The 23,998-nt window shown below is 57.3% G+C and carries 24 protein-coding genes and 1 pseudogene; 8 read left to right on the forward strand and 17 right to left on the reverse strand.

All coding sequences use genetic code 11. The features are described from left to right. Positions 1-76: 76 nt before the first annotated feature. Positions 77-925, forward strand: a pseudogene (locus QNO08_RS17175) (transposase); the annotation flags it as partial. 147 nt (positions 926-1,072) lie between these two features. Here QNO08_RS17175 and QNO08_RS17180 read toward each other — a convergent pair. From QNO08_RS17180 to QNO08_RS17205, 7 genes are all read right to left on the reverse strand, one after another. Further along, complete coding sequence (locus QNO08_RS17180) at positions 1,073-2,005, reverse strand: T3SS effector HopA1 family protein (RefSeq protein WP_229968342.1); 933 nt, start codon at positions 2,003-2,005, stop codon at positions 1,073-1,075. Next, complete coding sequence (locus QNO08_RS17185) at positions 1,998-3,047, reverse strand: phosphotransferase (RefSeq protein WP_229968340.1); 1,050 nt, start codon at positions 3,045-3,047, stop codon at positions 1,998-2,000. The genes QNO08_RS17180 and QNO08_RS17185 overlap by 8 nt, the downstream gene beginning before the upstream one ends. 29 nt (positions 3,048-3,076) lie before the next feature. Continuing rightward, positions 3,077-4,033 (reverse strand): hypothetical protein, encoded by a 957-nt coding sequence (locus QNO08_RS17190; RefSeq protein WP_229968338.1) that lies wholly within the window; start codon positions 4,031-4,033, stop codon positions 3,077-3,079. Next, complete coding sequence (locus QNO08_RS17560; protein ID WP_442860549.1) at positions 4,030-4,563, reverse strand: flavoprotein; 534 nt, start codon at positions 4,561-4,563, stop codon at positions 4,030-4,032. Before QNO08_RS17560 ends, QNO08_RS17190 begins: the two co-directional genes overlap by 4 nt. Positions 4,564-4,575: 12 nt before the next feature. Continuing rightward, the gene (locus tag QNO08_RS17195) at positions 4,576-5,700 is read right to left on the reverse strand and encodes a hypothetical protein (RefSeq protein WP_229968336.1); all 1,125 of its coding nucleotides are present in this window, start codon (positions 5,698-5,700) and stop codon (positions 4,576-4,578) included. Further along, positions 5,697-6,731: a hypothetical protein gene (locus QNO08_RS17200; RefSeq protein ID WP_229968334.1), complete on the reverse strand. Its 1,035-nt coding sequence runs from the start codon at positions 6,729-6,731 to the stop codon at positions 5,697-5,699. The genes QNO08_RS17195 and QNO08_RS17200 overlap by 4 nt, the downstream gene beginning before the upstream one ends. 213 nt (positions 6,732-6,944) lie before the next feature. Then, entirely contained in the window at positions 6,945-7,112 is a 168-nt protein-coding gene (locus QNO08_RS17205; protein WP_229968332.1) for a hypothetical protein, read from the reverse strand. Positions 7,113-7,409: 297 nt separating this feature from the next. Between QNO08_RS17205 and QNO08_RS17210 the strand changes: the two genes are divergently transcribed. From QNO08_RS17210 to QNO08_RS17220, 3 genes are all read left to right on the forward strand, one after another. Continuing rightward, positions 7,410-8,078: an ABC transporter ATP-binding protein gene (locus QNO08_RS17210; RefSeq protein WP_229968330.1), complete on the forward strand. Its 669-nt coding sequence runs from the start codon at positions 7,410-7,412 to the stop codon at positions 8,076-8,078. A 139-nt stretch (positions 8,079-8,217) separates the two neighbouring features. Continuing rightward, positions 8,218-9,660 (forward strand): DUF6297 family protein, encoded by a 1,443-nt coding sequence (locus QNO08_RS17215; protein ID WP_269439263.1) that lies wholly within the window; start codon positions 8,218-8,220, stop codon positions 9,658-9,660. Positions 9,661-9,673: 13 nt separating this feature from the next. Further along, entirely contained in the window at positions 9,674-10,420 is a 747-nt protein-coding gene (locus QNO08_RS17220; protein ID WP_229968326.1) for a class I SAM-dependent methyltransferase, read from the forward strand. An 878-nt stretch (positions 10,421-11,298) separates the two neighbouring features. Here QNO08_RS17220 and QNO08_RS17225 read toward each other — a convergent pair. From QNO08_RS17225 to QNO08_RS17235, 3 genes are read right to left on the reverse strand one after another with little or no spacing between them, the layout of a single operon-like run. Further along, positions 11,299-11,706, reverse strand: a complete 408-nt coding sequence (locus tag QNO08_RS17225; protein ID WP_269439260.1) for a HisA/HisF-related TIM barrel protein — start codon at positions 11,704-11,706, stop codon at positions 11,299-11,301. After that, positions 11,672-12,826: a pyridoxal-phosphate dependent enzyme gene (locus QNO08_RS17230; protein WP_229968324.1), complete on the reverse strand. Its 1,155-nt coding sequence runs from the start codon at positions 12,824-12,826 to the stop codon at positions 11,672-11,674. Before QNO08_RS17230 ends, QNO08_RS17225 begins: the two co-directional genes overlap by 35 nt. Beyond that, the gene (locus QNO08_RS17235; protein WP_231713019.1) at positions 12,823-13,491 is read right to left on the reverse strand and encodes a bifunctional 4-hydroxy-2-oxoglutarate aldolase/2-dehydro-3-deoxy-phosphogluconate aldolase; all 669 of its coding nucleotides are present in this window, start codon (positions 13,489-13,491) and stop codon (positions 12,823-12,825) included. The genes QNO08_RS17230 and QNO08_RS17235 overlap by 4 nt, the downstream gene beginning before the upstream one ends. Positions 13,492-13,623: 132 nt before the next feature. Between QNO08_RS17235 and QNO08_RS17240 the strand changes: the two genes are divergently transcribed. From QNO08_RS17240 to QNO08_RS17255, 4 genes are read left to right on the forward strand one after another with little or no spacing between them, the layout of a single operon-like run. Beyond that, positions 13,624-14,802: a M20 family metallopeptidase gene (locus tag QNO08_RS17240; RefSeq protein WP_229968321.1), complete on the forward strand. Its 1,179-nt coding sequence runs from the start codon at positions 13,624-13,626 to the stop codon at positions 14,800-14,802. Between the two features lie 9 nt (positions 14,803-14,811). Then, on the forward strand, positions 14,812-15,513 hold the full coding sequence (locus QNO08_RS17245; protein WP_229968319.1) for a GntR family transcriptional regulator: 702 nt from the start codon (positions 14,812-14,814) through the stop codon (positions 15,511-15,513). A 32-nt stretch (positions 15,514-15,545) separates the two neighbouring features. After that, complete coding sequence (locus tag QNO08_RS17250) at positions 15,546-15,929, forward strand: RidA family protein (protein WP_229968317.1); 384 nt, start codon at positions 15,546-15,548, stop codon at positions 15,927-15,929. A 2-nt stretch (positions 15,930-15,931) separates the two neighbouring features. Further along, a complete protein-coding gene (locus QNO08_RS17255; RefSeq protein ID WP_229968315.1) occupies positions 15,932-16,681 on the forward strand; it encodes an MBL fold metallo-hydrolase in 750 nt (249 codons plus the stop codon). A 45-nt stretch (positions 16,682-16,726) separates the two neighbouring features. Here QNO08_RS17255 and QNO08_RS17260 read toward each other — a convergent pair whose 3' ends face one another. The 7 genes from QNO08_RS17260 to QNO08_RS17290 are packed head-to-tail and all read right to left on the reverse strand — an operon-like array spanning position 16,727 to position 23,993. Further along, complete coding sequence (locus QNO08_RS17260) at positions 16,727-17,710, reverse strand: sugar kinase (RefSeq protein WP_229968313.1); 984 nt, start codon at positions 17,708-17,710, stop codon at positions 16,727-16,729. A 12-nt stretch (positions 17,711-17,722) separates the two neighbouring features. Next, complete coding sequence (locus QNO08_RS17265) at positions 17,723-18,769, reverse strand: Gfo/Idh/MocA family oxidoreductase (RefSeq protein WP_229968311.1); 1,047 nt, start codon at positions 18,767-18,769, stop codon at positions 17,723-17,725. Continuing rightward, entirely contained in the window at positions 18,766-19,614 is an 849-nt protein-coding gene (locus tag QNO08_RS17270) for an IclR family transcriptional regulator (RefSeq protein WP_229968310.1), read from the reverse strand. The genes QNO08_RS17265 and QNO08_RS17270 overlap by 4 nt, the downstream gene beginning before the upstream one ends. Positions 19,615-19,618: 4 nt before the next feature. After that, complete coding sequence (locus QNO08_RS17275; RefSeq protein ID WP_229968308.1) at positions 19,619-20,404, reverse strand: creatininase family protein; 786 nt, start codon at positions 20,402-20,404, stop codon at positions 19,619-19,621. A gap of 6 nt (positions 20,405-20,410) precedes the next feature. Then, complete coding sequence (locus QNO08_RS17280) at positions 20,411-21,856, reverse strand: aldehyde dehydrogenase family protein (RefSeq protein WP_229968306.1); 1,446 nt, start codon at positions 21,854-21,856, stop codon at positions 20,411-20,413. Position 21,857: 1 nt separating this feature from the next. Continuing rightward, positions 21,858-22,976, reverse strand: a complete 1,119-nt coding sequence (locus QNO08_RS17285) for an aminotransferase class V-fold PLP-dependent enzyme (RefSeq protein ID WP_229968304.1) — start codon at positions 22,974-22,976, stop codon at positions 21,858-21,860. Between the two features lie 6 nt (positions 22,977-22,982). After that, positions 22,983-23,993, reverse strand: a complete 1,011-nt coding sequence (locus QNO08_RS17290; protein WP_229968302.1) for a Gfo/Idh/MocA family protein — start codon at positions 23,991-23,993, stop codon at positions 22,983-22,985. Between the last annotated feature and the right edge of the window lie 5 nt (positions 23,994-23,998).

Here is a 23,998-nt window from a genome sequence, read left to right on the forward strand (position 1 = left end):
GGGTCGGGCCAGGGCTCAAATCCTCCCGCAGGTCTCTTGAAGAGAAGCCAGGCCTCCAACCACCACCGCTTGCTGATCCATGCCGCCTACGCTGCGGGCGGTGGAACTAGACGATGAAACCCTGGCCGAGCTCGGAGGGCTCTGCGGCTTAGATGATGACCTCGCCAGGCAAATCACCGCCGCTTCCAAGTGAATTCGCGGCCTGCATACCCAAATCCATCCCGCCTTGGAATGGGTATTGGGCCCGCACCTAGACCATCCGGCGGTCGCGGATCTGCTCACCCTCTACCTAACTCCCGCTGCCTTGAAGACCGCCGGCCGCGGACACGTCAAAGCACGGCTGAGGAAGCATGCCCCACGCGCCGCCGAACGCCTGACCGAGGCTGTGTTCACCACCCTGGAGCAAGCAAACGGTCGTGGTCGTGGACACCGGTGCGGCCGGGATCGTGCTGCCCAAACTCGCTGAGCAGCTACTGGCACTGCGCCGGCAGCGCGACGAGATCGTTTCCCAGCTCGAAACTCTGGTGGAGGTCCACCCTCTTAATGAAGTCCTGACCTCGATGCCTGGCATCGGCGTCAGGACTTGCGCTCGGTTCCTTACCGAAGTCACCGGCAAGCACTTCGCTTCCGCCGCCCATCTGGCCTCCTACGCCGGAATCGCTTCGGTCACGCGCCGCTCGGGGACCTCGATCCGAGGTGAACATCGGAGCCGGAGAGGTAACAAGAAACTCAAACGTGCCTTGTTCCTCCCAGCCTTCGCGGCCCTGAATCACGCGCCCTCGAGGGCGTATTGCAGGCGCAACCGCGTTGAAGGTAAACGCCCAACCAGGCGATTATTGCCCTAGCCCGGCGACGCTCGGATGTCCTTTTCGCCATGCTTGGCGACGGAACCCTCTACGAAGACACCGCCCCCCCCCCCCCATAAACCTACCCGGGCAGCTTGACCGAAATCATAGAGCCCCTAATCTCTGTCCTTCATATCGTGTAGAGGCGGCAAACGTCATCCACCGCCCTGCGCCGTGAAGTTACTCAGGACGGGCGTTGCACGATTGATCAGCAAGCCAGCCTGGGTTCATTGAACATTCATATAGATTGCCCTCGGGTCCACATTTGCTCCCCGGAAAATGTCGGCGACGTCTTCTGAACGTCCCTGATTCTTGTGTGTGAGTATCACCGCTTTAGCAAGAAGGCCGCTTCTGTGTTGTCCAAAACTGGTTCTTGATCCGAGGAGTGCGGGGTCATATGGTTCGTGCGCATAACCAATCCCAGGTGCGAGTTTACAAATCAGCGCGGAGGTGGTGCCCAAGGACAGTGAAGAGCCTGAAAATTTGCTTGCAAGATATACAAGCTCTTCATGCCCCACAGAAATTGGTAGATAGATGACTACCGCATCGCGGCGAGGGTATAGCACCCTGGACGATGCAATTTTCGCATGAAACGCCGCACTGATCTCCGGGGTGTACCGCTGAACCGCAGCCCAGACTTCCGGCCCTAACGACGCGTCACCGAGACTCATATAAACGCGGGTGCCGACTCTGAGATTGTCAGAGGCGGGAGAGCGATAATAAATGAAGCCAGGCGAGACAAAAGGGCGCAGCGAGGGGACATCTACTATAACTTCATCGGTCCCTTGTAATACCTCGAAGCGCTCTGGTTCGAGCAAAACCCGTACGCCGTTGATCACAACGATTACAGATTTTCCTCTTCGATCGCTTACCCGAATTCGTTGGCGAAAGCTGTACCCTGAAGTCGCAGCTTGAAGCTCTTTTTCCAATACAGGATCCGACATCCCCTCCTTCGTGAGCTTGTCATCGATCTCATCCATCCCGCTATGGTGCGTCCTATAAATATGCTCAGAAAGAGGGCCGGCAAGGCCGCTTATAGATCCAGACGACGCAACTACCTCATCGCCGTATAGAGCAACAGCTTCTTCATTACGCGGTGCGATTCTATACATATCTAGCACACCTCGAACAGCCGGATCCAAGAGCTCATTGTTATTCATGATCGAGGCCTATCGATTTCATGGAACTACCAGGCGACACTGCCATGGCTACAGCTATCCCCAATATCGCCTTATCTATCGCAGTGCAATAAGCGCGGAGTGAAGCTCGCGCTAAAACCCGCTCGATCATATGCCAGACAACAAACCATCCACTACGTACATAAAACGTATCGTCAACGATGCCGGCCCCACTTGTCGACGCAAAGTATGCCCCGGAAACATTTGTAATCGCAGTACGAGCCTTCGCCGCTGACGACCCTAGGCAGGCTCTAATAAGCTCAGACCCATCGCTACCATTCTCTACCGATATGGCTCCCAGATCTTGAATACCCTGATTTAGGAACGCGAGGAATACGTCCCCACAGAGCATGCCTAGATCCTGTGCCGGGTCACCAGCATTAAACTCATCCCAGTCACAGATCCACAGTTTCCCACTTCGGTCCAATAGGAACTGGTCTAGGCGGAGATCGCCATGTATTGGTCTACGTCGGGACGGGTCGAGTCTTGTTGAAACCTGGCACAAAGTCGCTCTCTGCGAATGAAGTATCGCCCAGATTTCAATTTCAGCACCAGATAGGTTCCAGAAGGAGTCGAAGTCCAACGCGTCGAGAAGCTCCACAACTGTTTTTCCTGGCGCACTCGATGCGTTTGGTGGAGGAGCCATGGACCCATCGCTTCCGTGTATTCCGCCTAGGCTCTTTCCCATCTCGGTCCACAAGTCGGTATCATACTCATCTACCCTCAACGCCAGCGGAAGCGATCGACCATCAACATACTCGTAGACCAGTACACGTGTCTCGGCGTCCTCTGCGATCAGTTCTGGCGTAGAGACAGAACCGACTTCTAATTGTCGGAATAGATGGTCGGCGTCCTTACAAGCTATAAAACGGGCATCTGCACCAGGAACATCTCTGAGCTGTTTAGCGAAAATAATTCGCTGACTCTCTGTCCTAAGAACGGCATTGTGATTCCGTCCGAAAAAGCTGTTATCGCTAGTGTGCTCGTAAACAGCATCGCCCAGTAGACGAGTGAGCACATCCACTACATTCTCCAAAGGTGCACCCGTTGGTCTCAATTCACCAAACCTCCGACTTCTTCGAAGCCGAACAACTCACCTGTGAACGTGAACGGCTGCCTCACGAACAAGTCATTAATGGCTTCGAGGAAATACTCTTCGTGGCTAGGCGAATAAGCACTGATGCGAAACTGCACATAATGATAGAGTAAGCGCAGGATAAAACTGTAGTGCAAATTCTCCGAGAGTCCCACCAAGTCAAGCCCGGCTTCTCTTGAATAAGAGCTAAGAAAAAGTCGTCCCGCGTGCACAGCCGATATCTCATCGAATGCCCCCATGGGCGACATAATGTTTTCATACAGATCGCCGAGAAACCAACCGGCATCGAACGCGACTGGTGCAACCGGTAACGAATCCTCCATAAGTATGCTCACACGCTTGTTCTCGTCACTCCTCACCATATTTGCGAGAGAAAATTCTCCGTGACAGGGCTCCAGTTCATGCTGGCTTTTATACCAGGTCACCAACTGATTCAAGCGCTCATTATCGACAAACTGACGAATCGATTCCAGGGCTGCGTGGGCGACCTCCGAACCGTAGGGGTTGGACCCATGGATATCGAGCAATTCTATAATATCGGGAACAGGCCGAGAATCTGGCATATTATCTATTCCTGACGCCGAACTGCGTAGAGCGCCGCAAGCGCTGCCGAGCATCTCGATTAGACCCAGCTTGTCCTCAGCGTTAAGATCGCTGACCAAGTTCAGCTCGTCTAGAACCGGCTTAGATTGCGACGTAAAGTAAGCCCGCCCATTCCTTGCGATAACGCCAGGATCACAAATTACTTCTTCCGCTAAGGAGTTGTCGGGTGTGAACGGTACGCAACTCTCCCGCGGGAATCCCGCGTTGTTGCTAGCGGTCCGTATCCAAATAAACCCATCCTGATGTTCGAAAATATGGGTAGCTTTGCGCGTCGTCGTGAAAGAAGCGATAGGTAGTGGCTTGTTATTCAAGACGTAAGTCTCTCTTTTAGTAGTTGTAATCCATTCATAAGTGGTGCACTCCCGGTGCGTTCAACCTGTTTCGTTCCACTACTGAGCGCCGGCACAAACGGCGCTACGACAGTATCCGGCATGGATCGTAGCTTTGTAAGCCACGGTTCCGGATCTATTCCGGGGGGAAAGGATGGCGTGAAAACTTTCGGCCCTTTGCAAGCATGTAGGCACAGCTGCGAGGGCCGGTCAGCTAAACCCGAGACATATGAATTTACGTAATTGAAAGTCGCGGGGGATACGACAATCCCGTCAGCCCAGATGGCCAGTTCCACATGAAAAGATTCCGTAGCATCTAGCCAACTGTCGCTAAACACTGAGCCTGGCGTTAGGAGCTGCTGGACGGCCGCCGTCGTCACAAACTGCTGCGCAGATTCTGTGACCATTACCCTAATATTGAACTTTGGAAAGGCGATCTTCGCCCAGTTGAGGTTGTACGGAGTGAACATCGCGCTCGAGGCACCAGTTACTATGACAAGTACGTTCTTCAAAATTCTACCGGCCTAGGTGATGATGGAAAAATAACGTGTGGGTGAACATGACATCGTGAAAGCCTCAACGATATCTACTAGCTCCAGGTCAAGTATCTTTTCGGGCGCTTCGACCAAGCTGGAACGATCGGAACTCATAATCAAGATCTGAATCAAAAACTCCAAGATCATATTTGAAGCGGTACTGTAACGAATCCATTTTGCGAGACTATTGTGGGATTTGACCGATAGGTCCTCGAAGTAGCTCCGGTTCTGCTCTGAAAGAATCTCCGCCTGGCGCCTAAACGCATCCTCTATCGAAGCTGTTTTTGCCCCTTCAATGCTGAAGATCGTATGAAGGATGCTTCCCGCTGTTGAGCGGTGAGATATCACTCGAGGGGAGTAGCACAGTCCATCGTGGTCTCGCAAAGTACTGAATAGAAGGGACACCGAGTCTGCGTAGAGATACTGAAGCGCGGCTGTTTGCGCTAATGCTATAGGTCGACTCGAGGGGAGCGTGGGGATGGAGAGAATGACACTCGATCGAGCCGCGCCGAAGTTGTAAATTGCCTTGCTACTGCCTCTCAAATTCGTACCGAAATCTTCTGAAGGGCGCCCAGGGGCGTGTAGTAGCGAATCATCCAAACACGATAATGCCTCCTCGGCACCGATTGTGTCCAGGCCACGAAATAGAACAAACATCTGGGAAGCGGCAGATAGATTCGAGATCTGGCCGGGAGAGAATTTATCCGACTTCAACTCGATCCACTGGGGCTTCACCTTTCTCCAGATTTGGTCCTGAATAATTGGCAGTAAAGATTTCGGATAAGTTACTTCAGTACTGTATAGCCCTCTAGAATCAAGCAGCTCAAGACTCTTAATTATTCGTTGAATTTCTGCCAAGGCCGATGCGACTTCACCTGGTCTTCCATCAAAGGCGAGGACATGATGGTCCGTACTCGAAGTTACAGTTATGTCATAAGGATCGGCTTGGCGCTTTAGGAATGTAGAGACCCGTCCGGATATGGTCGATCGGGAGCCTGCCGGTATATAAACGACGCGCAGCGATGCATCCAACGTGGGCGTGAACGATCCGACCAGGATGGCTGCTTGCCTACCGTTCCTGATGGTAGTGAGCGGTATCTCCGAGAGCATCATTTCAGCATCATCTCTGGGACTGTGAAAACCGGTAGCGCGTGGAGGTTCACTGCATTCCGGACAACTTCTTCCTGCGATAAAGAGGCAAGGTTCGCGTGTATTGATGACAAGTCGGCCTCACCCGCCAACGCGAGCTTGCCTGCTATCGAGGACTGCTGGTCTGGGCTAATAAGCATTGCTCGAAGTCTTTCTGTAACCTTAGCCTGAATCTTATTGAAATCTTCGCGGCTTTCGAGTAGTCGCTGGGACGCTTTAACTGCGTTCTTGATTGTCTCCTGGTCCTTCAGGCCGTCAGCCTCGGGCGGCCTGTATACGATTGAGATGCAGTCAGAACGAAGAAGGCCAAAAGGTCCGAATATACCAAGGCTGACATCGGCTTCTCGATTTTCAAGGTTGAGGATATGCCTCAGTGCTTCGACCACGCACCAGGTTGCTAGGTAGCTCGCATCCCCCAGAACGTTGAAATTGATCGGGATACCCAGCAGATGACGGCTTCGCTGGCCGTGGAAGCGTCCCTCTTCGGGGGCATTTAGTTCTGGTGCCCTATGTTCGGCAACTCCGGAGCGAGTAGGGGACGTCTCAGACCCAAACGGGTATGCAAGTACCTCCGCGGCAAAATTCCCGCACCCGACAACCGTGGGCGTGGACAACTTGATAGTTTCCGCAAGTAAGAGCACTGCTGATCGGGCTTCTGCAGTCCAGGTAGCAACGTCATACCCGAATCCATCATGTGCGAACTGCGGTGATTCATAAAGGGTTTGCTGGAGCGCGACCCAATTCTCTCGGAGACCATCCAACTTTGCTTTTGATTCTGCGGTCTCTTGACTCACTATTCGCGCTGCATGTGCAAGTGTCGCACCGTTGATGTCAGCTGACATGAGTGAATGGTGCGTCTCAACAATCCAATCTACTTGAGATGGATGAAACGTGTATGTCAACTGCATCGTATCAGAGAGAGTCCTAGCATTAAGAAGGACTCCCGCATCACTGAGACGCCTTAGCGTTTTCTTTCCAGATCCGTCGACGAGCATGTGTTCAATTACATGAACACCTCCAGCTGCTCCGTATGGATCATTTCTGTGGCCGAATGGGTATGTCCACGAGATGGAAGCAACCTCCGGATGGTTATACGGGATAACATACGGCGAACGAATGAGGAACTCCTATGAGAGATGGTTGAGTCCGAGGGGCAAGAAATTCCTGCCCCTCGGACTCGCTCGTTTAGTTCTAACGAGCCGTCTGGCTTAACAGAGTGCGGCGCTCGTGGCTCCGAGCGTTCCACAAATGGAGCTCAGGAACGTCGTGGTCCAGACGATGACTCCGGGGCCTTCAGTTGCAGCTGCATTAGCCACTTCGGCCGGCGTGGCGAAACTTGCGTACGAGTCGATCAGGCTGCTCAGGTTGTGATCCATTAGTTACTCCCAAATGTAGTAGCAGTAGTTGAATTGCAAAATGAGGGAGGCCATAATAATCAACACGCTTCCCCCTCGTACAACCTGCTAGAGAGCATGCGCTCTTGTCAAGACGCAAGCATAACAAAAATGTAACGATAAAAATGGCTAGAAACCTAGGATAGGTTGTACTAAACAGTGGAGTCGCAAGGCTTTGCCTATATGGCCAACTGACGTTAGCAACTGACAATATGCGAGCAGGCACGCCCGCCCTGGTAGGCGCTATTCCGCTCTGTAACTCTTAGAAGAGAGGTGGCTATGCAGCCAGTCCTTGAGATAAATGAGCTCATAGTGGGCTATGATGAGTCACCCGTATGTGGTCCTATTAGTGCCAAGATAGAACTCGGGACATCTATTGGGTTTATCGGCAGCAACGGTGCAGGCAAATCTTCAGTTGCGAGGACAATAGTTGGACTACAACGAGCACTAGGGGGGCGTATACTATTCCTCGGTCAGCGACTGGATGAACGCTCGCCCGAGTTTCGGCGCCTAGTTTCCATGGTTTTTGATGAAGATACTTTTTTCCCTTGGCTAACAGTCGGTGAGCACCTAAACCTGATCGCTACAGGCCATCATGTTGATAAATCACAGGTCGCGCGAGAACTTGAGTTTTTTGGTCTGGAAAATCATGCAAATGCGTTTCCTCATACCCTATCTTCTGGTCAGCGTCGCCGATTACTTCTGGCGGCCGCGTTTATCAGGCCGGCAGCATTGCTAGTACTAGACGAACCAGAGCAACGTCTAGATCCAGGTATGCGCGACCGGCTGGCAAAGCGAGTCCGAGAAAATATCGATCACGGCCAAGCCGCAATTATTATTACCCATGACGCCACCCTCCTTGAAGATACAGTCGACGCGTGCATTTTCATTGATACCCAAGTCCGTTATTTGACTCCAAGAGAGGGCGCTGAAGCAATTGCTGCGTAGCGACCGTATCGATACAGCGTCGTCTATGGGCCGGGGCAGCAGCTCCCCTGTTGCGATCACGCGAAGAGCTACCCACCGGAATCGCGTAATCGACTGGCCTAGTCGTTTGACCGACATGTACGTATCACTTCTCACTATGATGCTCGTTGGGCTCGTCTCGTACTCTGCTATCACAAGCATTCGTGAGAAAGTCACTTCTCAAGAGACAATCGTTCGCGCTGTGACGAATCCTGGGTATAGCACGCTAAGTCTGAGCGAAGGGGTAGCATGTTTCTACTTCGTGGCGGTATGTGCATTTCTAATGCTGCTTGCAAGGACAGGCCCGATAGGTGTTAACGGTCCTGCAGGGTTTTGGTGGCTGAATCTTCCACTCCGCCGCTCCGCGATGTTGGCGAAACCAGCAGTTAGATCGCTCTTTATAGTGGTGGTCTTGTTCGAAGCGATGTACCTCCCCGTCATACTTCTATCGCCAAAGACGCTGACAGCCGAAACTTTGCTATTGACGATAACTTGCACTGCATTGCTGGCAGTCGCAATCGCAATGCTTGCCTTGCTAGCGCAGGTAACGGCAAGGAAAGATCTCCTCGATCGCATCTGTATCGGCGCGATCCTCGCAGCCAGTATCGTTATCTATCTAATTGCCGTATTGAACTCAAAAGGCGGCGTTATACATCTACAGACCATGTTCTTGGCTGCTCCGTCAAACTGGCCAATACTCGTTCTCGGCGGGGCTCGATGGCCCGTATACGTAAGCGTAGCGGTAGTTGCTCTTGCTTCTCCTTTGCTGTTTATGTTCGACCGGATCCGCCGCGCTGAACTCCTCTCCAGTGGATCGCGTGCCGCTCACTTGGGCGCCTCACTCTATATCTTCGATATCAGACAACTGTCTTATGCCTTTGCCAGTAGTTCAGTAACGCGCCGTGGATTAGAAGTCGCCCGTATTTCTGGGGTGCGTCGATCATTTGTTGCTGCGCACCTACAATACTTCCTACGATTAAGAGGTAAAACTTCGACAATAGTAATGCTTGCGGTGATTCCGAGTGTGCTTCCTATTGTGTCGGGAATCAATAATCCCTTAGTTGTTGGCGGTGCCTTTGCTATGAGCGCAGCGGCAGTTGCTCTTTTGGCTAGTTATCCGATGCAGATCATGACCGAAGTTCCAGGCCTCGGACGTCAAATGCCGTTTTCCGTAGCGACCCTCCGCCGGTTAGCTGGCTGCGCGGCCGGTGTAATATTATTCTTGTGGGCTTCCTTAGTCTGCACCATAGTGTTGACACTAGGAGTAGTTACTTATGCCATCCCCATGCTGTTATTGGCGATTCCGGGACTAATCGGATGCTCCTTAACCGCAGCCCACAGTCCGAATGACGACCAACAGGGAATCACATTGGGAATGCTGGGTGCCGCGATCCTAGCTATTGTTTGCATGGTACCTTTAGTTTTGACGATCATCGTCGGCGTTATATCGCCTATATTATTACTTCTCCAGGTAGCGGCTACTGCTGGAGCGCTTTGGTGGGGGTTGAGAGTACCGCCGCGTAGACTCAGCCCTATGGATATCGATTCGTTTGAGAAAGCTTAGAAGGGGATAGATTATGGACGAGAACGTTGGTTATAGCGAGAAGCTCACGAATTACTACGATGCCATGTATCCAATTGACTTCGACACTTCAGCGACAATTGATTTTCTTGAAACTTTGGTGCCGCCAAGGTCTAGGTTTCTTGAGTTGGGCGTGGGAAATGGAAGAATTGCGCTTCCATTGGCCGACCGTGGACATGATGTCCTAGGTGTTGATAGTTCCGAAAACATGCTACAAGCTTTACGGGAAAGAGATGCTAATCGGTCCGTCCGTACGGTCCGTGGCGACTTTATTGAGTTTAACTCGGGCGAGAAGTTCGATGTGATAACTGTCGTGTTGAATACGTTCTTTGCTGCACTGACTAAGGAACGCCAGATCGAGGCATTAGCGAACGTGAAGGCGCAGTTGGAAGTCGGTGGGAAATTTGTATTGGAAGCCTTTGAGCCCACCCAGTTCCACGCCCAAACCGGTGTTTACCACGCCAGTAGGGTACTCAAGCAAGGCGCGATTATGATCGATGCGATTTCGGTCGATAGAGCTAACCAAATACTTGTTGGGGAGCACACAATTTTGGACAATGGTCCGGTCGAAACAACAACACACGTAATTCGGTATGCCTTTCCTTTGGAGTTAGATCTTCTTGCTGAAATAGCTGGACTGCGGCTCGTGGAGAGATTTGGTGGATGGGACAATGAACCCTATACCCATACAAGTCCCCGCCATATATCGGTATATGCTGCTGCCGATGCTCCTAACTCATAGGGGGACTTAGTTTTTAGGATGCGTCGAACCTCGGTTCCACTTTTACACCAGGGCCAAGTTTTGAATCCGCAACCTTATGCCTTCTGAAATTGCGCTGAAGGCAACCTGACATAAGGTAGGTTATCGGCGGGGTGCAGAACGCAAGGTGCAAGACGACTAACAGGCCACTGCTACTTCAGAACTCGAGAACTCTCCGCCGCGAGGTTCTCACTCCCGCAGGACGCACACGTCATGAACACACGCAAAACATCGGTCTGTCCGGCGCCGCTGCGTGCACCCATACCGAGAAGTGAGATCACCCCACCATAGCGTGTCGGATTAAGGGCATCTCCTATAGTCGCCGTGATGCCTACAGCGTCGATGGTCGTGTCTGCAAGCCCCGAATTCACGCCGAACGTGTTCCGCGAGGGGCGCTGGCCTTAGCGGGTCAAGTGCATGTGCCCCGAGACGTTCGCATTAAGCGCGATGTGCAGGGTTAGGCTCGGACACCAATACGCCTTCTGCTCCCTCTTGGAACGCCGCCAGGATGACGGATTGTCCGATCGGTCCACCACCGATGACGAGGAGATTACTTCCATGCTCCGCGCGGGCTCGCCGTACAGCATGAAAGCGACTGTGAGCGGTTCGACGAGTGCTCCATAAACGATCGGAGTGGATCCGGCCAGTGGCACAATACTCCGGGCGGGAATGACCTGTTCAGCGAAAGCGGAAATAATGTCAGCATTAACCCCAATTATTCTCGGCGGCTGCAGCGCTGCTGATTACCTGCGGCACATGCTTCACCGGGTGAGCGGGTCAGAGCGGAGAAGGCCCAGAGGTAGCCGGCCACGGCGAGCCTGTTGTTCTTCACCCGAAGAGTCGACAAAACATTTGTTCCATCAGGCACAACGTCGGTAGTGCGATGGCCTACCGGCAGCTGCGCTTGCGGCGAAGTTCCTCGTGATGGTGGTGGGATGAGTGATCGCTGTCCCGACGACCACGGCGAAAGCTCCCAACTCCAGGCACCGCCGGAAATCCTCAGGGGTCCGGATTCGGCCTTCGGCAATGACAGGAACGGGGCTTTCCTGAACAAGTTCCTCAACTAGGTCAAAGTCCGAGCCCATCCTCGGGCGAGCATTCGTGTAAAGCGTGGTGCCTACGCAGTTAGGCCCTGCGCCGAAGCCGGCCATTGCATCAGTTAGGGACCCGCAGTCGGCCATGACTAGCTTGCCCTGGACAGCCTCGACATTGTCCTGCAGGCTGCTGCCATCGCTAGGAGTTGCGCGCAACGGTCGCCTTGACGCCATGGCCGGTCATCATCGACACCACGGTAGAACCGGGGGGAAGATCAACGACTGCCAGAGCGGCGACCGCTGTTGCGGCAGCCGGTTCCACCCAGATGCCCCTGCTAAGCAAGGCCTGCGTCGCGGCGTCAATCTGGTCCTCACTGACAGCGACGACCGTGCCATGCGTCTCCCTCACCGCTTCCAGCGTCAGCAGACCCTGGTCTTCGTACCCGCGCAATGGGTCGGCGATAGCGGTTGCGGAGGTCCGTTCGGGGTAAAGCGGTTCCGCAAGGCTCCGCTCCCAAGCGGCGTCGGTACGGCCTTCGTCCCACGCCCGAGCGAGTGGCGCGCAGCGGTCTGCCTGTACCCCGACCATCCGAGGGACCACCCCGGAACCGGTAACGTCACTGACATCCCGAAACCCGGCGGCGATCGCCCGCAGGAACGAGCCTGCTCCGATCGGCACAATCACTGCATCAGGAACCCGGCCCAGGCTCTCCACCAGTTCAAGAGCCACCGAACGGTATCCCTCCCCCAGTACCGGGTTGCGGTATGTAGTAGACACGTTCATCATCGTCTCGGACTCGGCCGCCATGGCGGCTGCATAGGCAGTGCTGTAGTCCCCATCCACTTCGCTCACCTTGGCGCCGTAAGCTCGGCAGGCCGCCAGTTTGTTGGCTGCGTTGGAGGCGGTTCCGACGATCACGGTGCAGGAAAGCCCAGCCGCCGCAGCATAGGCGGATGCGGAGACGGCAGCGTTGCCGGTCGATGCGACGACCAGGCTAGTGCAGCCACGGTCAACGGCTATCGAGACCGCCAGGGCCATGCCGCGGTCCTTGAAGGACAGCGTGGGGTTCGCGCCCTCCAGCTTGGCGTACAGGCGAAAATCGCGGCCGGCGGGTTGCAGGCCAGAGATATCGATCAGAGGAGTCTGGCCTTCGCCGATACTCACCTGATTGGACGCCGAGGGCAGCAGCTGCGGGTAGCGCCACACGCCCGCTGTTCCCTTGGCTGGGGTGAGGTCGGCCACCGGTCCGGCATCTACCACCAGCACTCCGGCGCATCGGGCGCAGTCGTATCGCCCAAGGTCGTTCTCGGCGTCACATCTGACGCATCGCAGTGCGTAGGAACGGCCGGTCATGGTGCACCTTCTTCCCTGGCGCGGCTTGCGGCAACAGCGTCAGCAGCTTTGGTGCGCACGGCGGCCCAATCGCGGGCGGCGATGTCGGCGGGGGTGGCGAGCGAGCCCAGTCCCACGGCGGCAGCCCCGCCGGTTAACCAGCCCGAGATGTCGATCGTCCGCACACCGCCACTGGGCACAACTTGAAGATCAGGAAGCGGCGCGAGGAGCTGGCGCAGGTATCCGGTTCCGGCATGCGCTGCAGGGAAGAGCTTGACAGCTGTTGCCCCAGCCGCGGCCGCGGCCATGGCCTCGGAGGGGGTGTATACACCCGGCAAGAAGGGTATCCCACTATCCGCCATGGCACGAGTGAGGCTGTCGGTAGCCCCGGGGGAAACAAGGAACTGTGCTCCCGCTCGTGCGGAACCCTCAATCTGCGCCTCGGAAACGACAGTGCCGGAGCCGATGACGGCTCCGGTTTGGTCCCGAACCAGTTCGCTGATGACCGCTTCGGCATCGGGAACGGTGAATGTCACTTCGATTAGCGAGACCCCGGACTGGATTAAGACTCGGGCCGCATCGAGAACGAGACGGGGATCTTCTCCCCGCAGGACCGCAATGAGCTTATGTTCTTGCAGCGTGTCAATGAAGTCCACACCCGTCCTTCCGTCGGTGCCGATTTTCATGCGGATCAAATGGCACTTCTGACATTATGGGATACAGTTCTAGAAACTACACTGGCACTCTAGGTGAAGCAATAATGCGCCCAGTAAAGGTGCACCATGGCCGCGTCGCAATCGTGCCCGAAGGAGATACGCATGGATGTCCTCGAACTCACCCGCCAGCTTGTTGCGATTGACTCGCAGAATCCCGGCCCCGGTGAGCGGGAAATCGCCGCCGCTGTGTCGGCCTGGTTCGACGAGCGAGACATCACCAACGAGATTGTCGAGTTCGTCAACGGGCGCCCGAACGTGATTGCCACGGTGGACCACGGCGGCGCCGGCCATCTCGGCCTCACCGGCCATCTTGACACCAAGCCGATCGGCGACGCACGGTCGGTCTGGCGGACAGACCCGTTGGACCTGACGGTGGAAGGCGACACTGCTTTCGGTCTTGGCACCACCGATATGAAGGGTGCCGTGGCCGCGATGATGATCGCGCTGGAACGATTCGCTAAACGGAACGATCTGCCTGGCAAGGTATCTCTCATCCTCACCGCCGATGAAGAACAAGGTTCGGATGCCGGCGCCCAATCTCTCGTCCGGTCGGAGCTGATGCCGGACGTGGACGCCTTGCTGATCGGCGAACCGAGCGGCATCGATGAGCCTTGGGAGGCCATCTACCTGGTCTCTCGCGGCATCTGCTGTTTCGATATTGCTATCGACACCACACAGGGCCATAGCGGGCTCTCTCCTCGACTCGGGCGCAATGCCACCCTCGTCGCCGCGGATGTCCTGCTCGCCCTGGAGTCGTTCGCTCCCCCGATCGCCCAGCCAGGCCTGGTACCAACCGCCCCAACAGTGAACCCGGGAATGATGATCGAGGGCGGGGTCTGTTTCGGCGTCTGGCCAGGGCACTGCGTCGTGAGCGCAGAAATCCGCACCGTCCCTGGGATGGAACGCGACCAGGTGCGGGAGGCGATTGAAGATCTCGTGCAGCAGACCGTTGAGGGCCAGGGAACCGCCGTCGTCCGCTACCACGAAGGATCCATGGGTTGGATGCCGGCCACCGAGATTGATCCGGCACATCCGATCGTGGATGCGGCACAGCAAGCTGCCGCCTCGGTGCTCGGTCGGCCGCTGCCGATCGCTGCATACCCCGGCGGTACCGATGCTGCCTACTTCATGGGCGAAGCCGGCATCCCGACGGTCGTCAGCCTCGGCCCGGGCTGGCTCAGCGTCGCCCATGGGGCTAATGAGAAGGTGGGCGTTGCTCAGCTCTATCAAGCCACCGACCTGTACGAGCAGCTCATGAGCGAATACTTCAAGCGGTCATAGGCTGATGAAATGAAGCAAACGAAGTATCGCGTGATCGCAGATCAGCTGCGAGAGATGTGTGCTGGTCTCGATGAAGGGACCCGGCTGCCCTCAGAGAAGAAACTGGCGACCCGCTACGGCGTCAGCCCAACGACGGTACGGCAGGCGCTCGGAGTGCTGGAGGACGACTCGTTCATTACCCGCATCTTCGGCAAAGGAACCTTCGTCGACGGACAAAAGCGCGTGATCGGAAAAGGCGACACAATCGCGTCATTCTCCGAGGACATGCGCGTCCGAGGCCTCACCCCCTCCACCCGGCTGCTCGGGGTCGAAATCAGGAAGGCGCCGGACGCCGTGGCAACCGACCTGAGGCTAGGGCAGAAACAAAAGACAGTTGTCATTGAACGACTTCGCATGGCCGACGGCGAACCGATGTGCTTGGAAACGGCTCACCTTCCCGAACGTTTCAGCTGGACGACCGCCAGCGATCTCGACGGGTCGCTGCACGAGCTGCTGGAGTCGGCCGGAGTGCAGATCAGTTCCGGCAAGCGCACGATCCGGGCGGTGGCGCTGTCGGACAGGCAAGGAACCCTGCTGAGGATGCCGACGGGGGCCCCAGCTCTGCATATTGTGCAGGTGTTCGCGGACGAACACGGCACCCCGGTTCAACGCGCCGATGCCGTCTACCGTGCAGACCGATACGAGGTCTATACGCACATCCGACGTCCTTGACCCAAAAACCCAAACCATAGATAAGGAAGAAAATGAGCAAGAAAGCAATTCTCAGTGAACAACTTCCCAACCCGGCAGGTCCCTACAGCCATGTAGTGGAACTCAACGGCATGGTTTTCACCGCCGGCTTTGGACCACAGGATCCGGAAACCGGCGAGGTGCCTGAAGGTATCACCGCCCAGACGGAGCAGGTGATCAATAACGTCGAGACGGCCCTCGCCCAAGTAGGGCTGAGCCTCGCCGACGTGGTGAAAACAACCGTGCACCTGCAGCACCTGCAGCAGGATTTCCCCGCCTATAACGACGTCTACGCGCGCCGCTTTCCGGCGCCCTATCCCGTGCGCACCACCGTGGGCAGCCAACTGGCGAACATCCTCGTGGAGATCGACGCGATAGCGATCCGGCCAGCGGACTGATCATGGCCGCCCTTCAACTTAGCAAATATGTCTGGCTGGTGGGCGGAAGCACTGCAGGGCCGACCTTCACCAGCCAATACGACTGCAATCAGTATCTGCTGTGGGACGGCTCCCGCGGTGTTCTCGTTGATGCGGGTTCGGGCCTCGCCGCTGCCCAGTGGCTGCATAACGTTGCCGACGTCGTGGACCCCGCCCAACTGGACGGTGTACTTATCACCCATTACCACGGTGATCACGCCGGTGGCGTCAGCGCCGCCCAGAAAGCGGGGCTGCGAGTATGGGGAAGCTCAGTCTGCTCCCTGGCTCTAGCCGCCGGCGACGAGGAGCGTACACAAGTGCGCCGCGCCCGCGACGTTGGCGTCTACCCGCCGCACTTTACATTGCCGCCCGCTGCCGGTGTCCAAACGCTGGCTAACGGCTCACTTACAGTAGGAACTCTCGTACTCGAGGTCTACGACACACCTGGACACTGCGACGGTCACCTGGTGTTCGGGGTCAAGGAAAACGACGGCGTAAGCCTCTTCACCGGTGACGTGTTATTCGCCGGAGGACGAATCAGTATGCAGGCGATTCCGGACTGCCGGCTGGACCTCTATGGGCAGAGCATTGCCCGACTGGCAGACGTCCCGGTGATTGCACTCTATCCCGGCCATAGTGACGCGGACCTGTCCCCCGACTCGGCACGGCGGGCCGTCATCAGTGCTGCGGAGTCCTTCGCCCGGTTGGTTCCGCCGCTCAACTTTTTGTCCTGAACCACGCTCGGTCTCCTCTCGTGCCGCGGCTCCTCTCCGGCTCTGCTACACGACGCGGTCAGCAACTCCGATTGCCAGTTCCTGCCACTGCTCACCGCTCAGGTTGATCTGATTCTCCAGAACATGTGCTGGAGGGACTGCGGCATAATCAGCATGTCCGCCGATCGCCTGAGCGGCGAGCAGATGACCTAAGCGCAGCCGCTCAACCATGCCGAGTCCGCGAATCTCAGCAGAAAGGTAGCCGGCCGCGAAAGCGTCGCCGGCCCCCACTGGTTCAACGACGGCCACTTGCGGCGCCGGAACGAACGTAGACGACACGCCCAGTTCGAAGGCCGTTGCCCCCACGGCCCCATCCTTCACGATCAGGGTGGGCACCTCCCGCAGCATCGCCCGGATGCTGTCGGGAGTGTCCTTCTGCCAAAGACCCTCGGCCTCGTCGCGGCCGACGAAAACAGTGTCCGCCATCTTAGCGAGCCGGGCGAGCGTGGGCGCAGCCTCGCTCCGCTCCCATAATGCCGGCCGGTAGTTCACGTCGAAGGATACTGCCACGCCGCTGCCGGCAGCAGCATTCATGAGGTCTGATAGGAGCGTCGCCGAACTGGCACTGAGAGCGGCAGTAATGCCGGTCACGTGCAACCGTGGCGACGAATGCACTGCTGGCAGCAGCTCGTCCAAAGACATCGCTGAGGCAGCGGACGCTGTTCGGTAGTAATATACTCCTCCAGGCGAGGGTGCATCCTTGAAGTAGACGCCAGTACGCTCGCCGGAGGCTACGCGCACTTCAGAGACGTCGATTCCCACACCGGTAAACTCTCTCAGAAGCCTGCGTCCGAAAGGATCATCGCCGACCCGGCTGGCCCATCCCACCCGATGCCTTAATTGAGCGAGATAGTAGGCAACGTTGGATTCAGCGCCCGCGCAGTGCAGCGAGACCCTGGACGCCGCTTCCAGTGGGACGCCTTCGTCTGCGACGAGGACAATCATGCTCTCTCCGATTGCCATCAATTCGACATCGGCAGGACTTTTCATCAGTGGTGCTTTCTATGGTGTGGTCAACAGGACAGGCTGGGCCGACTTCAGCGATTCGACAATCGCCTCCGCGATCACGATGCCCTCGACTGCATGATCCATCGGCATAAGGTCGTTGGAGCGGTTCCCCTTCACGACGTCGATGGCATACTCGACTTCGCTGCGCAGAGCGCCCCCGACGATGCCGTCGGTAAGGGGCCACAGTGCAGGGTTCGGTGACCAGGTAGCCGCGTCGGACCACACCGTCAACGCGTCGCTGAGCAATCTCTGCTTAACGACGCCGCTTGACCCGTGTGCCTCGGCCTCGGCCACGATAGAACCGGGCAGTTCGAGTGCTCCCGATTCGGTTTGCGGCGCTTGCTCAGGAACTGACCATGCCGTTTCAACCGTCGCCAACACCCCGTTATCGAACTGAATGAGCGAACTGACGATGCTGGAGGCGGATGCGCCAGCAGCCTCGCTGCGCATCGCCACGACCCGCGCGGCACGTGCATTGGTGAAGTAGAGTGCCAGGTCGACATCATGTATACATGATTCCCATACGGGGTTCACTCGTGCACCGAAGGCTTTGAACCAGCTTCGGGAGAAGTCACGTCGGAGCCGCAGCGACCATAAGTCTCCGATTCGGCCGGCGTCCATCGCGTCCCGCATCGCTCGATATGGCTGGGCAAAGCGTGAAATGTGACCGGCGATCACTTCTCGATTTCGCTGCTTGGCCAGGCCCATCACTCGCCGGGCCTCCTCCGCAGTCAGCGCAAATGGCTTCTCAACAAGTACGTGGCAGTTGTTCTGGAGAGCGATCTCGGTAATTTCGACGTGGGAGTCTTCGGCGGTTGCAATGACAACCACATCCGGCTGCGTTTCTTTCAGCAGTACTTCCGCGTCGCAACTGAGGTTGAGAGCACCCACTCGCGCAGCCACTTCGCTAAGTCGGGCCTCATCCACATCCACCAGGCCGACGATGTCAGCGCCCGCTTCCTTCCAGGCCCGGGCGTGCAGGGCGCCAAAGCGTCCCGCACCGACAATTATCGTCCGGACTGGGCTTCCCGCAGCGCTCATTGGGCGTCCTCGCCGCCTTTTCCTGCCTCTTTCATCTGCACCAGCCGAGCGGGCGGCAGATACCCGAGTGATTCGGAGATGTCATCTGCCGTTTTTCGCACCAGCAATCCGAAGGAGTCGACGGCAGAACGGTCGAAGCGCTCACTTGGGGTCGACACACTGATTCCCGCAACAGGGCGCCCGCTAGCGTCCATCACGGGCGCACCGACACAACAGATCCCTGGCTCATTTTCTTCGAGGTCCAAGCTGTAACCCAAACGCCTGGCATTAGCGATCTCCTCCATCAAGGCGGCCTCCTGCACAATGTCCCCAAGCTGGAACTTCGTGTCGGCGAGGGTCTTAGCGACCACCTCGTCGGAAGAGTACGCCAGAATGGCACGTCCGATGGCGGTCAGAACAGCGGGCATCGTACCGCCTACACGAGAGACCATTCGTACAGGGTGTGTGCTGTCCATCTTCTCGATGTACACAATTTGTGGAGATGCCAGCGCGCCGAGGTGGCAGGTTTCGTTGGTCTCGATACTCAACCTTTCGAGGTGGGGCCGGCTCTCCGTCCGCAGATCAAGACCGGCGAGGTAGGCGCCGGAAAGCACGAGTGTTCCAACTCCAAGCCCATGCAGGCCGCTTGGGGTTTCTCGGGCGAGCCCCTTTGAACGCAGGGCAGCAAGCATTCTGTGCACCGTTGTGGTGGTGAGGCCTGTTTCGCGCGACAGATCAGCCAGACTGATTCCGTCGGGATGCGAGGTCAGAGCGAAGAGGATACTCATCGCGCGATCGAGTGCGCGCAGCCCTTCGGGGCCTTTACTCCGCGCTCCGTCCGCGTTGGCCTCTGCTTGCTTTGTCATGTTTTCATTCCTTTGCAGAATCTGCGCCTACGGTAGATATTTGCTTCAGCACTCCAGCAAGTCGTTCTGCAGCTAGCTCATGCAGCGCCGATCCGGCATCTACACTACTGACCGAAGGATCGCCGACGACTCCATTGTGTGTGAGTTCGTCGAATGGCCGATGCCGGGTAACCGGATCCCTGCCGAACAGGCTCGCGTCGGGAAATCTGCCCTGCCCACTGAGTGCGGGGATATCTGCTTCCTTTACGAGCGTACGCCACAGCGCGAGGGACAATGACGTCTCCATGGCGCAGGCATGGCCGACAGTTCGAGAGTCGTGGAACTCCTCCTCAATCTCGCGACTGATCAGCTCAAAGTAGGTTACGGCCCAGGCATCGATGCCTTCCTGCATCAACACCTGGAGCGCTGTCCCGAGCGGAGCCCGATTCCCCCCGTGCCCGTTCACAAACACCGGTACAAAACCATCGCCGACGAGCGAACGGGCAACGTCAACAATCATCGCAATGAACGTCTCCGGCCGAAGACTCATCGTTCCGGCGTAGGAACGATGATGGGCAGAACAGCCTATCGGAAGTGCCTCAGCGACCAAAACGTTATCCGTACCCTGTGCAGCCGTCAACGCGATGTGGTGTGCCAGCCAGATATCAGTACCCAGCGGTAGGTGCGGGCCGTGCTGTTCGACGGCGCCGATTGGCACAAGCACAATTGATCCGCTAGCTTCCGCAGCCTCATCAGATGTCAGTCGCGCGAAGTCGCGGCTGTAGCCGCCTACGGCTGTGTCCGGCAACATGTCTGACTACCCCAGCTCGAGTGTGAAAGTCTGGACCTCGGTCATTTCCATGACAGACCACGGACCTCCCGAACGGCCGATGCCGCTGTTCGCTCCTGCAGCTCCACCTGCCGGAATGGAAGGCTCCCAATAGGCGCTGGTGTCATTGATATTCACATGCCCAACGCGCAAGGACTCGCCCAGAGTGAGCCCCTTTTCGACGTCTCGGGTAAAGATGCCGCCATGCAGCCCGAATGAACTTGCTGCAATATGATTCCTCAGTTCTTCCTCGGACTCGTAGTGAACGATCGGCGCCACGGGGCCAAATGTTTCCGAGAAGTGCAGTTCGACGTCATGGGGGACGTTGTCGACGACGGTGGGGAGTAGATAGTTTCCGGTTGGCGCTTCATCGAGCAAGCGCCCGCCGGTAACTACTCGAGCACCCTTAGTTACTGCATCTTCCAGCTGCCGCAAAATAGCACCTACAAGCTCGGTGCGGTGCACCGGCCCCATTGTGGTGGCGCGGTCTCTCGGGTCGCCAAGCACAAACCGTTCTGACTCGGCGGCAATGGCTTCGGCGAGTTCGGTGGCGATCGATGCATGAGCAATAATACGCCCGGAAGCGGTGCAAATTTGGCCGGCGTTCGTGAAGCTTCCAGTAGCGATTTTATTGGCTGCGCGTTCGATATCGGCATCGGGCAGTACGATCGTTGGGCCGTTCCCGCCGAGCTCGAGAAACGCAGGTTTGCCAATGGCCGCCGTCTGTACGGCATTTCCGACCGGAGTCGATCCGGTGAACCCGACGGCATCGACATGGGGATGACTAGCCAGGGCCTGACCTACGACGGGGCCATCACCCATCACGAAGTTAAGCGCTCCGGCGGGCCAAATCTCGGCGATCGTTTCGGCCAGCAGGGCGTGTGTCGAGTTAACTGAGGGCGCTCCGAGCCAGACCATGCTGTTGCCGGCGGCCAACCCGGGCCCGAGATAGTACTGCGTTGCGATCCCAAGGGGGAAGTTCCACGGCGTGAGAATGCCGTACACACCCCGAGGGCGCCGCACCGTGAGCAACCGCTTATTGGGCGTGGAGAGCGGATAATGTGATTCCGTCAACCAGCGCGCCTGCGCTCCCGCGTTCGCCATTGCAGCGGCGCTCCCCTCGACTTCACCAACTGCATCACCGTATTGAGTCTTACCATGCTCGACGGCGAGGATCTTGGCGAACTCGTCGGATTTGGCGCGGATGGCCTCAGCCGTTTTGACCAGGAGATTGGCCCGCTCATCCAAGGACAACGCAGCGAGCACGGGCACCGCTGCTCGCGCCGCGGCAACCGCACGATCGACGTCCTCGCCTGTGCCAAGGGGAATCTGTGTGACAGGCTCGCCGGTTGTCGGGGACAGATAGATACGCGTCTCCCGTTCGGGTGTGTATTGCTTGCCTGCCACTAACATCGAGGGCTCATAGACGGACATGTTAAATCCTTTCGAAACGGTCCAGGTCGAGGTCAAGAATCGCGTTCAACGCGCGATCAACGTCTCGCTCTTCGGTATATAGATGCAGCCCCAAGCGCAACCGGCCCAGCCGCACAGCGGCGCGCACGCCGGCCCTTTCGAGTTCGCCGGCCAGGTCGACGTCGATCCGGTTTACACCCATGGACACGACGCTGCTCGCCAAATCGGACTCCTGCACGGCGATACCTACATCCTCCAGACCGTCGCGCAAGCGGCCGGCCAGGGCGAGCACATGGGCCTCGCGCTGCTTCGGGTCAACGGATTCGAGGAGTTCAAAAGCTGGGACAGCACCGACCCAGGACAGCCAGGCAGGAGATTGTGTCAGACCTCGCCCGCCCGCCCATGCCTGATCCGACGGACCGTACGAACCTCGAACGGCGTTGTCTTCCATACCATAAGGGCTGGGCACGATGGTCATTTCAGGTGCCGCCGCCGCCGAGGCGTAAACGAATCCCGTCCCCCTCGGCGCGAGCAGCCCCTTATAACCGGCAGTGACCACGGCAGCAATTCGCCGATAATCTACACTGAGCGAGACAATGCCCTCCGACTGGGTGCTGTCAACGATCATCTGTGCGCCTGTGGCATCGCAGGCATCCATGATCCTGCCTAGGTTCAGTCGAGCTCCATCTGCGGAGGATACCGAGGAAGCGACCGCTGCAACGACGTCATCATCGATGGCATTCTCGAAAGCCGCAGCGGTATAGGGACCCTGCACCCAGCGGATGCGTTCGGGCCCGAACGCAACCACAGCCGGCAGCAACAGCGAGCGAAATTCGTCCCGATGGGCTACCAAGACCCCAGGAGAGTCCTGCAGATTGTGTGCGATCGCCGCCACTGCGGAGGTAACCGACGGCACGGCTCCCACATCCTCAACCGCGACCCCGCACATCCTTGCCCATGCTGCTCGGCAGCGGTCCACGGCAACCTCCCACTCGCCGAAGTTGGCCGTGCCATCGACCCATGCATCGAGCGCACTCTTCATTGCCGCGACCGTTGATCTTGTCGGCAGTCCCATTGACGGCGTATTGAAGTATCCGGTGGGGCCGTTCCCGAACGCATTCCGCACAAAGTCAAGCTTCATTGACGGTCAGACTACTTCCACGTCTTCAGGCTGGCCTGATTCGACTGAGCGCAGGATGGCATCGTTCACAGCAACGTCTCGCATTGCTTCCTCGACTGAGATGACAAACGGCTTGTTGTGCACGACCGCCTCGACGAAATGTGCCACCTCTGCGGCCAGGTCTCCATGCATCCGGCCGTTCACCTCGGGCCAGTGCAGCGCGTCCGGCACTTCGAAGGAGTCCTTGCCATATACTTTGATGCCATGGTCACGCACATCGACTTCAAGCGAGCCGTCAGTGCCAAACAGCTCAAAACGCCCGTCAATCTGTACCGGGGTGTCACTCGTGCGCGTCCACCCATTGAAGAGCTCGCCTACTCCGCCGTTCTCGAGATCGACAACCGAGAGGATCGCATCTTCGGATTCAACTCCCATAGAGGGCATCAGCTTGCTTACCGCGCGTGAATAGACCCGGGTAATGCGCTGCCCCGTGATCCATTGGATGGCGTCAACGTCGTGAATGCCGACATAGAACAGCACGCTGGACTTACCGTTCATCCGAGTGCCCACGTCACGGCTGGCGATGCGGCCAGCGGTTAGGTGCAGCGGCTCACCGACCTTTCCTTCTCGCACCGCTGCGGCCGCCGCGGCATAACGAGGATCGTGACGAAGCAGCTGCCCAACAAGCAAACGCGCCCCTCCTTGGTCGGCTGCCGCTGCGATCCGACGAGCGACCTCAAGAGTGTGAGCCAGCGGCTTTTCCAGCAGCACCGGCTTGCCGGCGCGCAGAATTTCTACTGAAGCTTCTTCATGGAGAGTATCCGGAAGCGCAACGATGTAAGCGTCAATAGCCGAATCTTCAAGCGCGGCACTCACGGAAGAGTGATAGTTGGTGCCCAGTTCCTCTGCAACAGGACGGCCGACCGCCTCGTTGACATCGACGACGGCCTGCAGTGTTGCGGCAGGTGAATCTCTCACCGTGCGAGCGTGGAGCTGGCCCATGAATCCTGTTCCAACCACGGCAATATTGAGTGACATTATGT

Origin of the sequence: Arthrobacter sp. zg-Y820 (genome assembly GCF_030142155.1) — a bacterium.
GTDB lineage: Bacteria > Actinomycetota > Actinomycetes > Actinomycetales > Micrococcaceae > Arthrobacter_B.

Excerpts from the sequence above, each read along its gene's own strand:
- QNO08_RS17180 (WP_229968342.1), bottom strand. The coding sequence starts at position 2,005 with ATGAATAACAATGAGCTCTTGGATCCGGCTGTTCGAGGTGTGCTAGAT.
- QNO08_RS17195 (WP_229968336.1), bottom strand. The coding sequence starts at position 5,700 with ATGATGCTCTCGGAGATACCGCTCACTACCATCAGGAACGGTAGGCAA.
- QNO08_RS17200 (WP_229968334.1), bottom strand. The coding sequence starts at position 6,731 with ATGCTCGTCGACGGATCTGGAAAGAAAACGCTAAGGCGTCTCAGTGAT.
- QNO08_RS17205 (WP_229968332.1), bottom strand. The coding sequence starts at position 7,112 with ATGGATCACAACCTGAGCAGCCTGATCGACTCGTACGCAAGTTTCGCC.
- QNO08_RS17210 (WP_229968330.1), top strand. The coding sequence starts at position 7,410 with ATGCAGCCAGTCCTTGAGATAAATGAGCTCATAGTGGGCTATGATGAG.
- QNO08_RS17215 (WP_269439263.1), top strand. The coding sequence starts at position 8,218 with ATGCTCGTTGGGCTCGTCTCGTACTCTGCTATCACAAGCATTCGTGAG.
- QNO08_RS17220 (WP_229968326.1), top strand. The coding sequence starts at position 9,674 with ATGGACGAGAACGTTGGTTATAGCGAGAAGCTCACGAATTACTACGAT.
- QNO08_RS17225 (WP_269439260.1), bottom strand. The coding sequence starts at position 11,706 with ATGGCGTCAAGGCGACCGTTGCGCGCAACTCCTAGCGATGGCAGCAGC.
- QNO08_RS17230 (WP_229968324.1), bottom strand. The coding sequence starts at position 12,826 with ATGACCGGCCGTTCCTACGCACTGCGATGCGTCAGATGTGACGCCGAG.
- QNO08_RS17235 (WP_231713019.1), bottom strand. The coding sequence starts at position 13,491 with ATGAAAATCGGCACCGACGGAAGGACGGGTGTGGACTTCATTGACACG.
- QNO08_RS17240 (WP_229968321.1), top strand. The coding sequence starts at position 13,624 with ATGGATGTCCTCGAACTCACCCGCCAGCTTGTTGCGATTGACTCGCAG.
- QNO08_RS17245 (WP_229968319.1), top strand. The coding sequence starts at position 14,812 with ATGAAGCAAACGAAGTATCGCGTGATCGCAGATCAGCTGCGAGAGATG.
- QNO08_RS17250 (WP_229968317.1), top strand. The coding sequence starts at position 15,546 with ATGAGCAAGAAAGCAATTCTCAGTGAACAACTTCCCAACCCGGCAGGT.
- QNO08_RS17255 (WP_229968315.1), top strand. The coding sequence starts at position 15,932 with ATGGCCGCCCTTCAACTTAGCAAATATGTCTGGCTGGTGGGCGGAAGC.
- QNO08_RS17260 (WP_229968313.1), bottom strand. The coding sequence starts at position 17,710 with ATGAAAAGTCCTGCCGATGTCGAATTGATGGCAATCGGAGAGAGCATG.
- QNO08_RS17265 (WP_229968311.1), bottom strand. The coding sequence starts at position 18,769 with ATGAGCGCTGCGGGAAGCCCAGTCCGGACGATAATTGTCGGTGCGGGA.
- QNO08_RS17270 (WP_229968310.1), bottom strand. The coding sequence starts at position 19,614 with ATGACAAAGCAAGCAGAGGCCAACGCGGACGGAGCGCGGAGTAAAGGC.
- QNO08_RS17275 (WP_229968308.1), bottom strand. The coding sequence starts at position 20,404 with ATGTTGCCGGACACAGCCGTAGGCGGCTACAGCCGCGACTTCGCGCGA.
- QNO08_RS17280 (WP_229968306.1), bottom strand. The coding sequence starts at position 21,856 with ATGTCCGTCTATGAGCCCTCGATGTTAGTGGCAGGCAAGCAATACACA.
- QNO08_RS17285 (WP_229968304.1), bottom strand. The coding sequence starts at position 22,976 with ATGAAGCTTGACTTTGTGCGGAATGCGTTCGGGAACGGCCCCACCGGA.
- QNO08_RS17290 (WP_229968302.1), bottom strand. The coding sequence starts at position 23,993 with ATGTCACTCAATATTGCCGTGGTTGGAACAGGATTCATGGGCCAGCTC.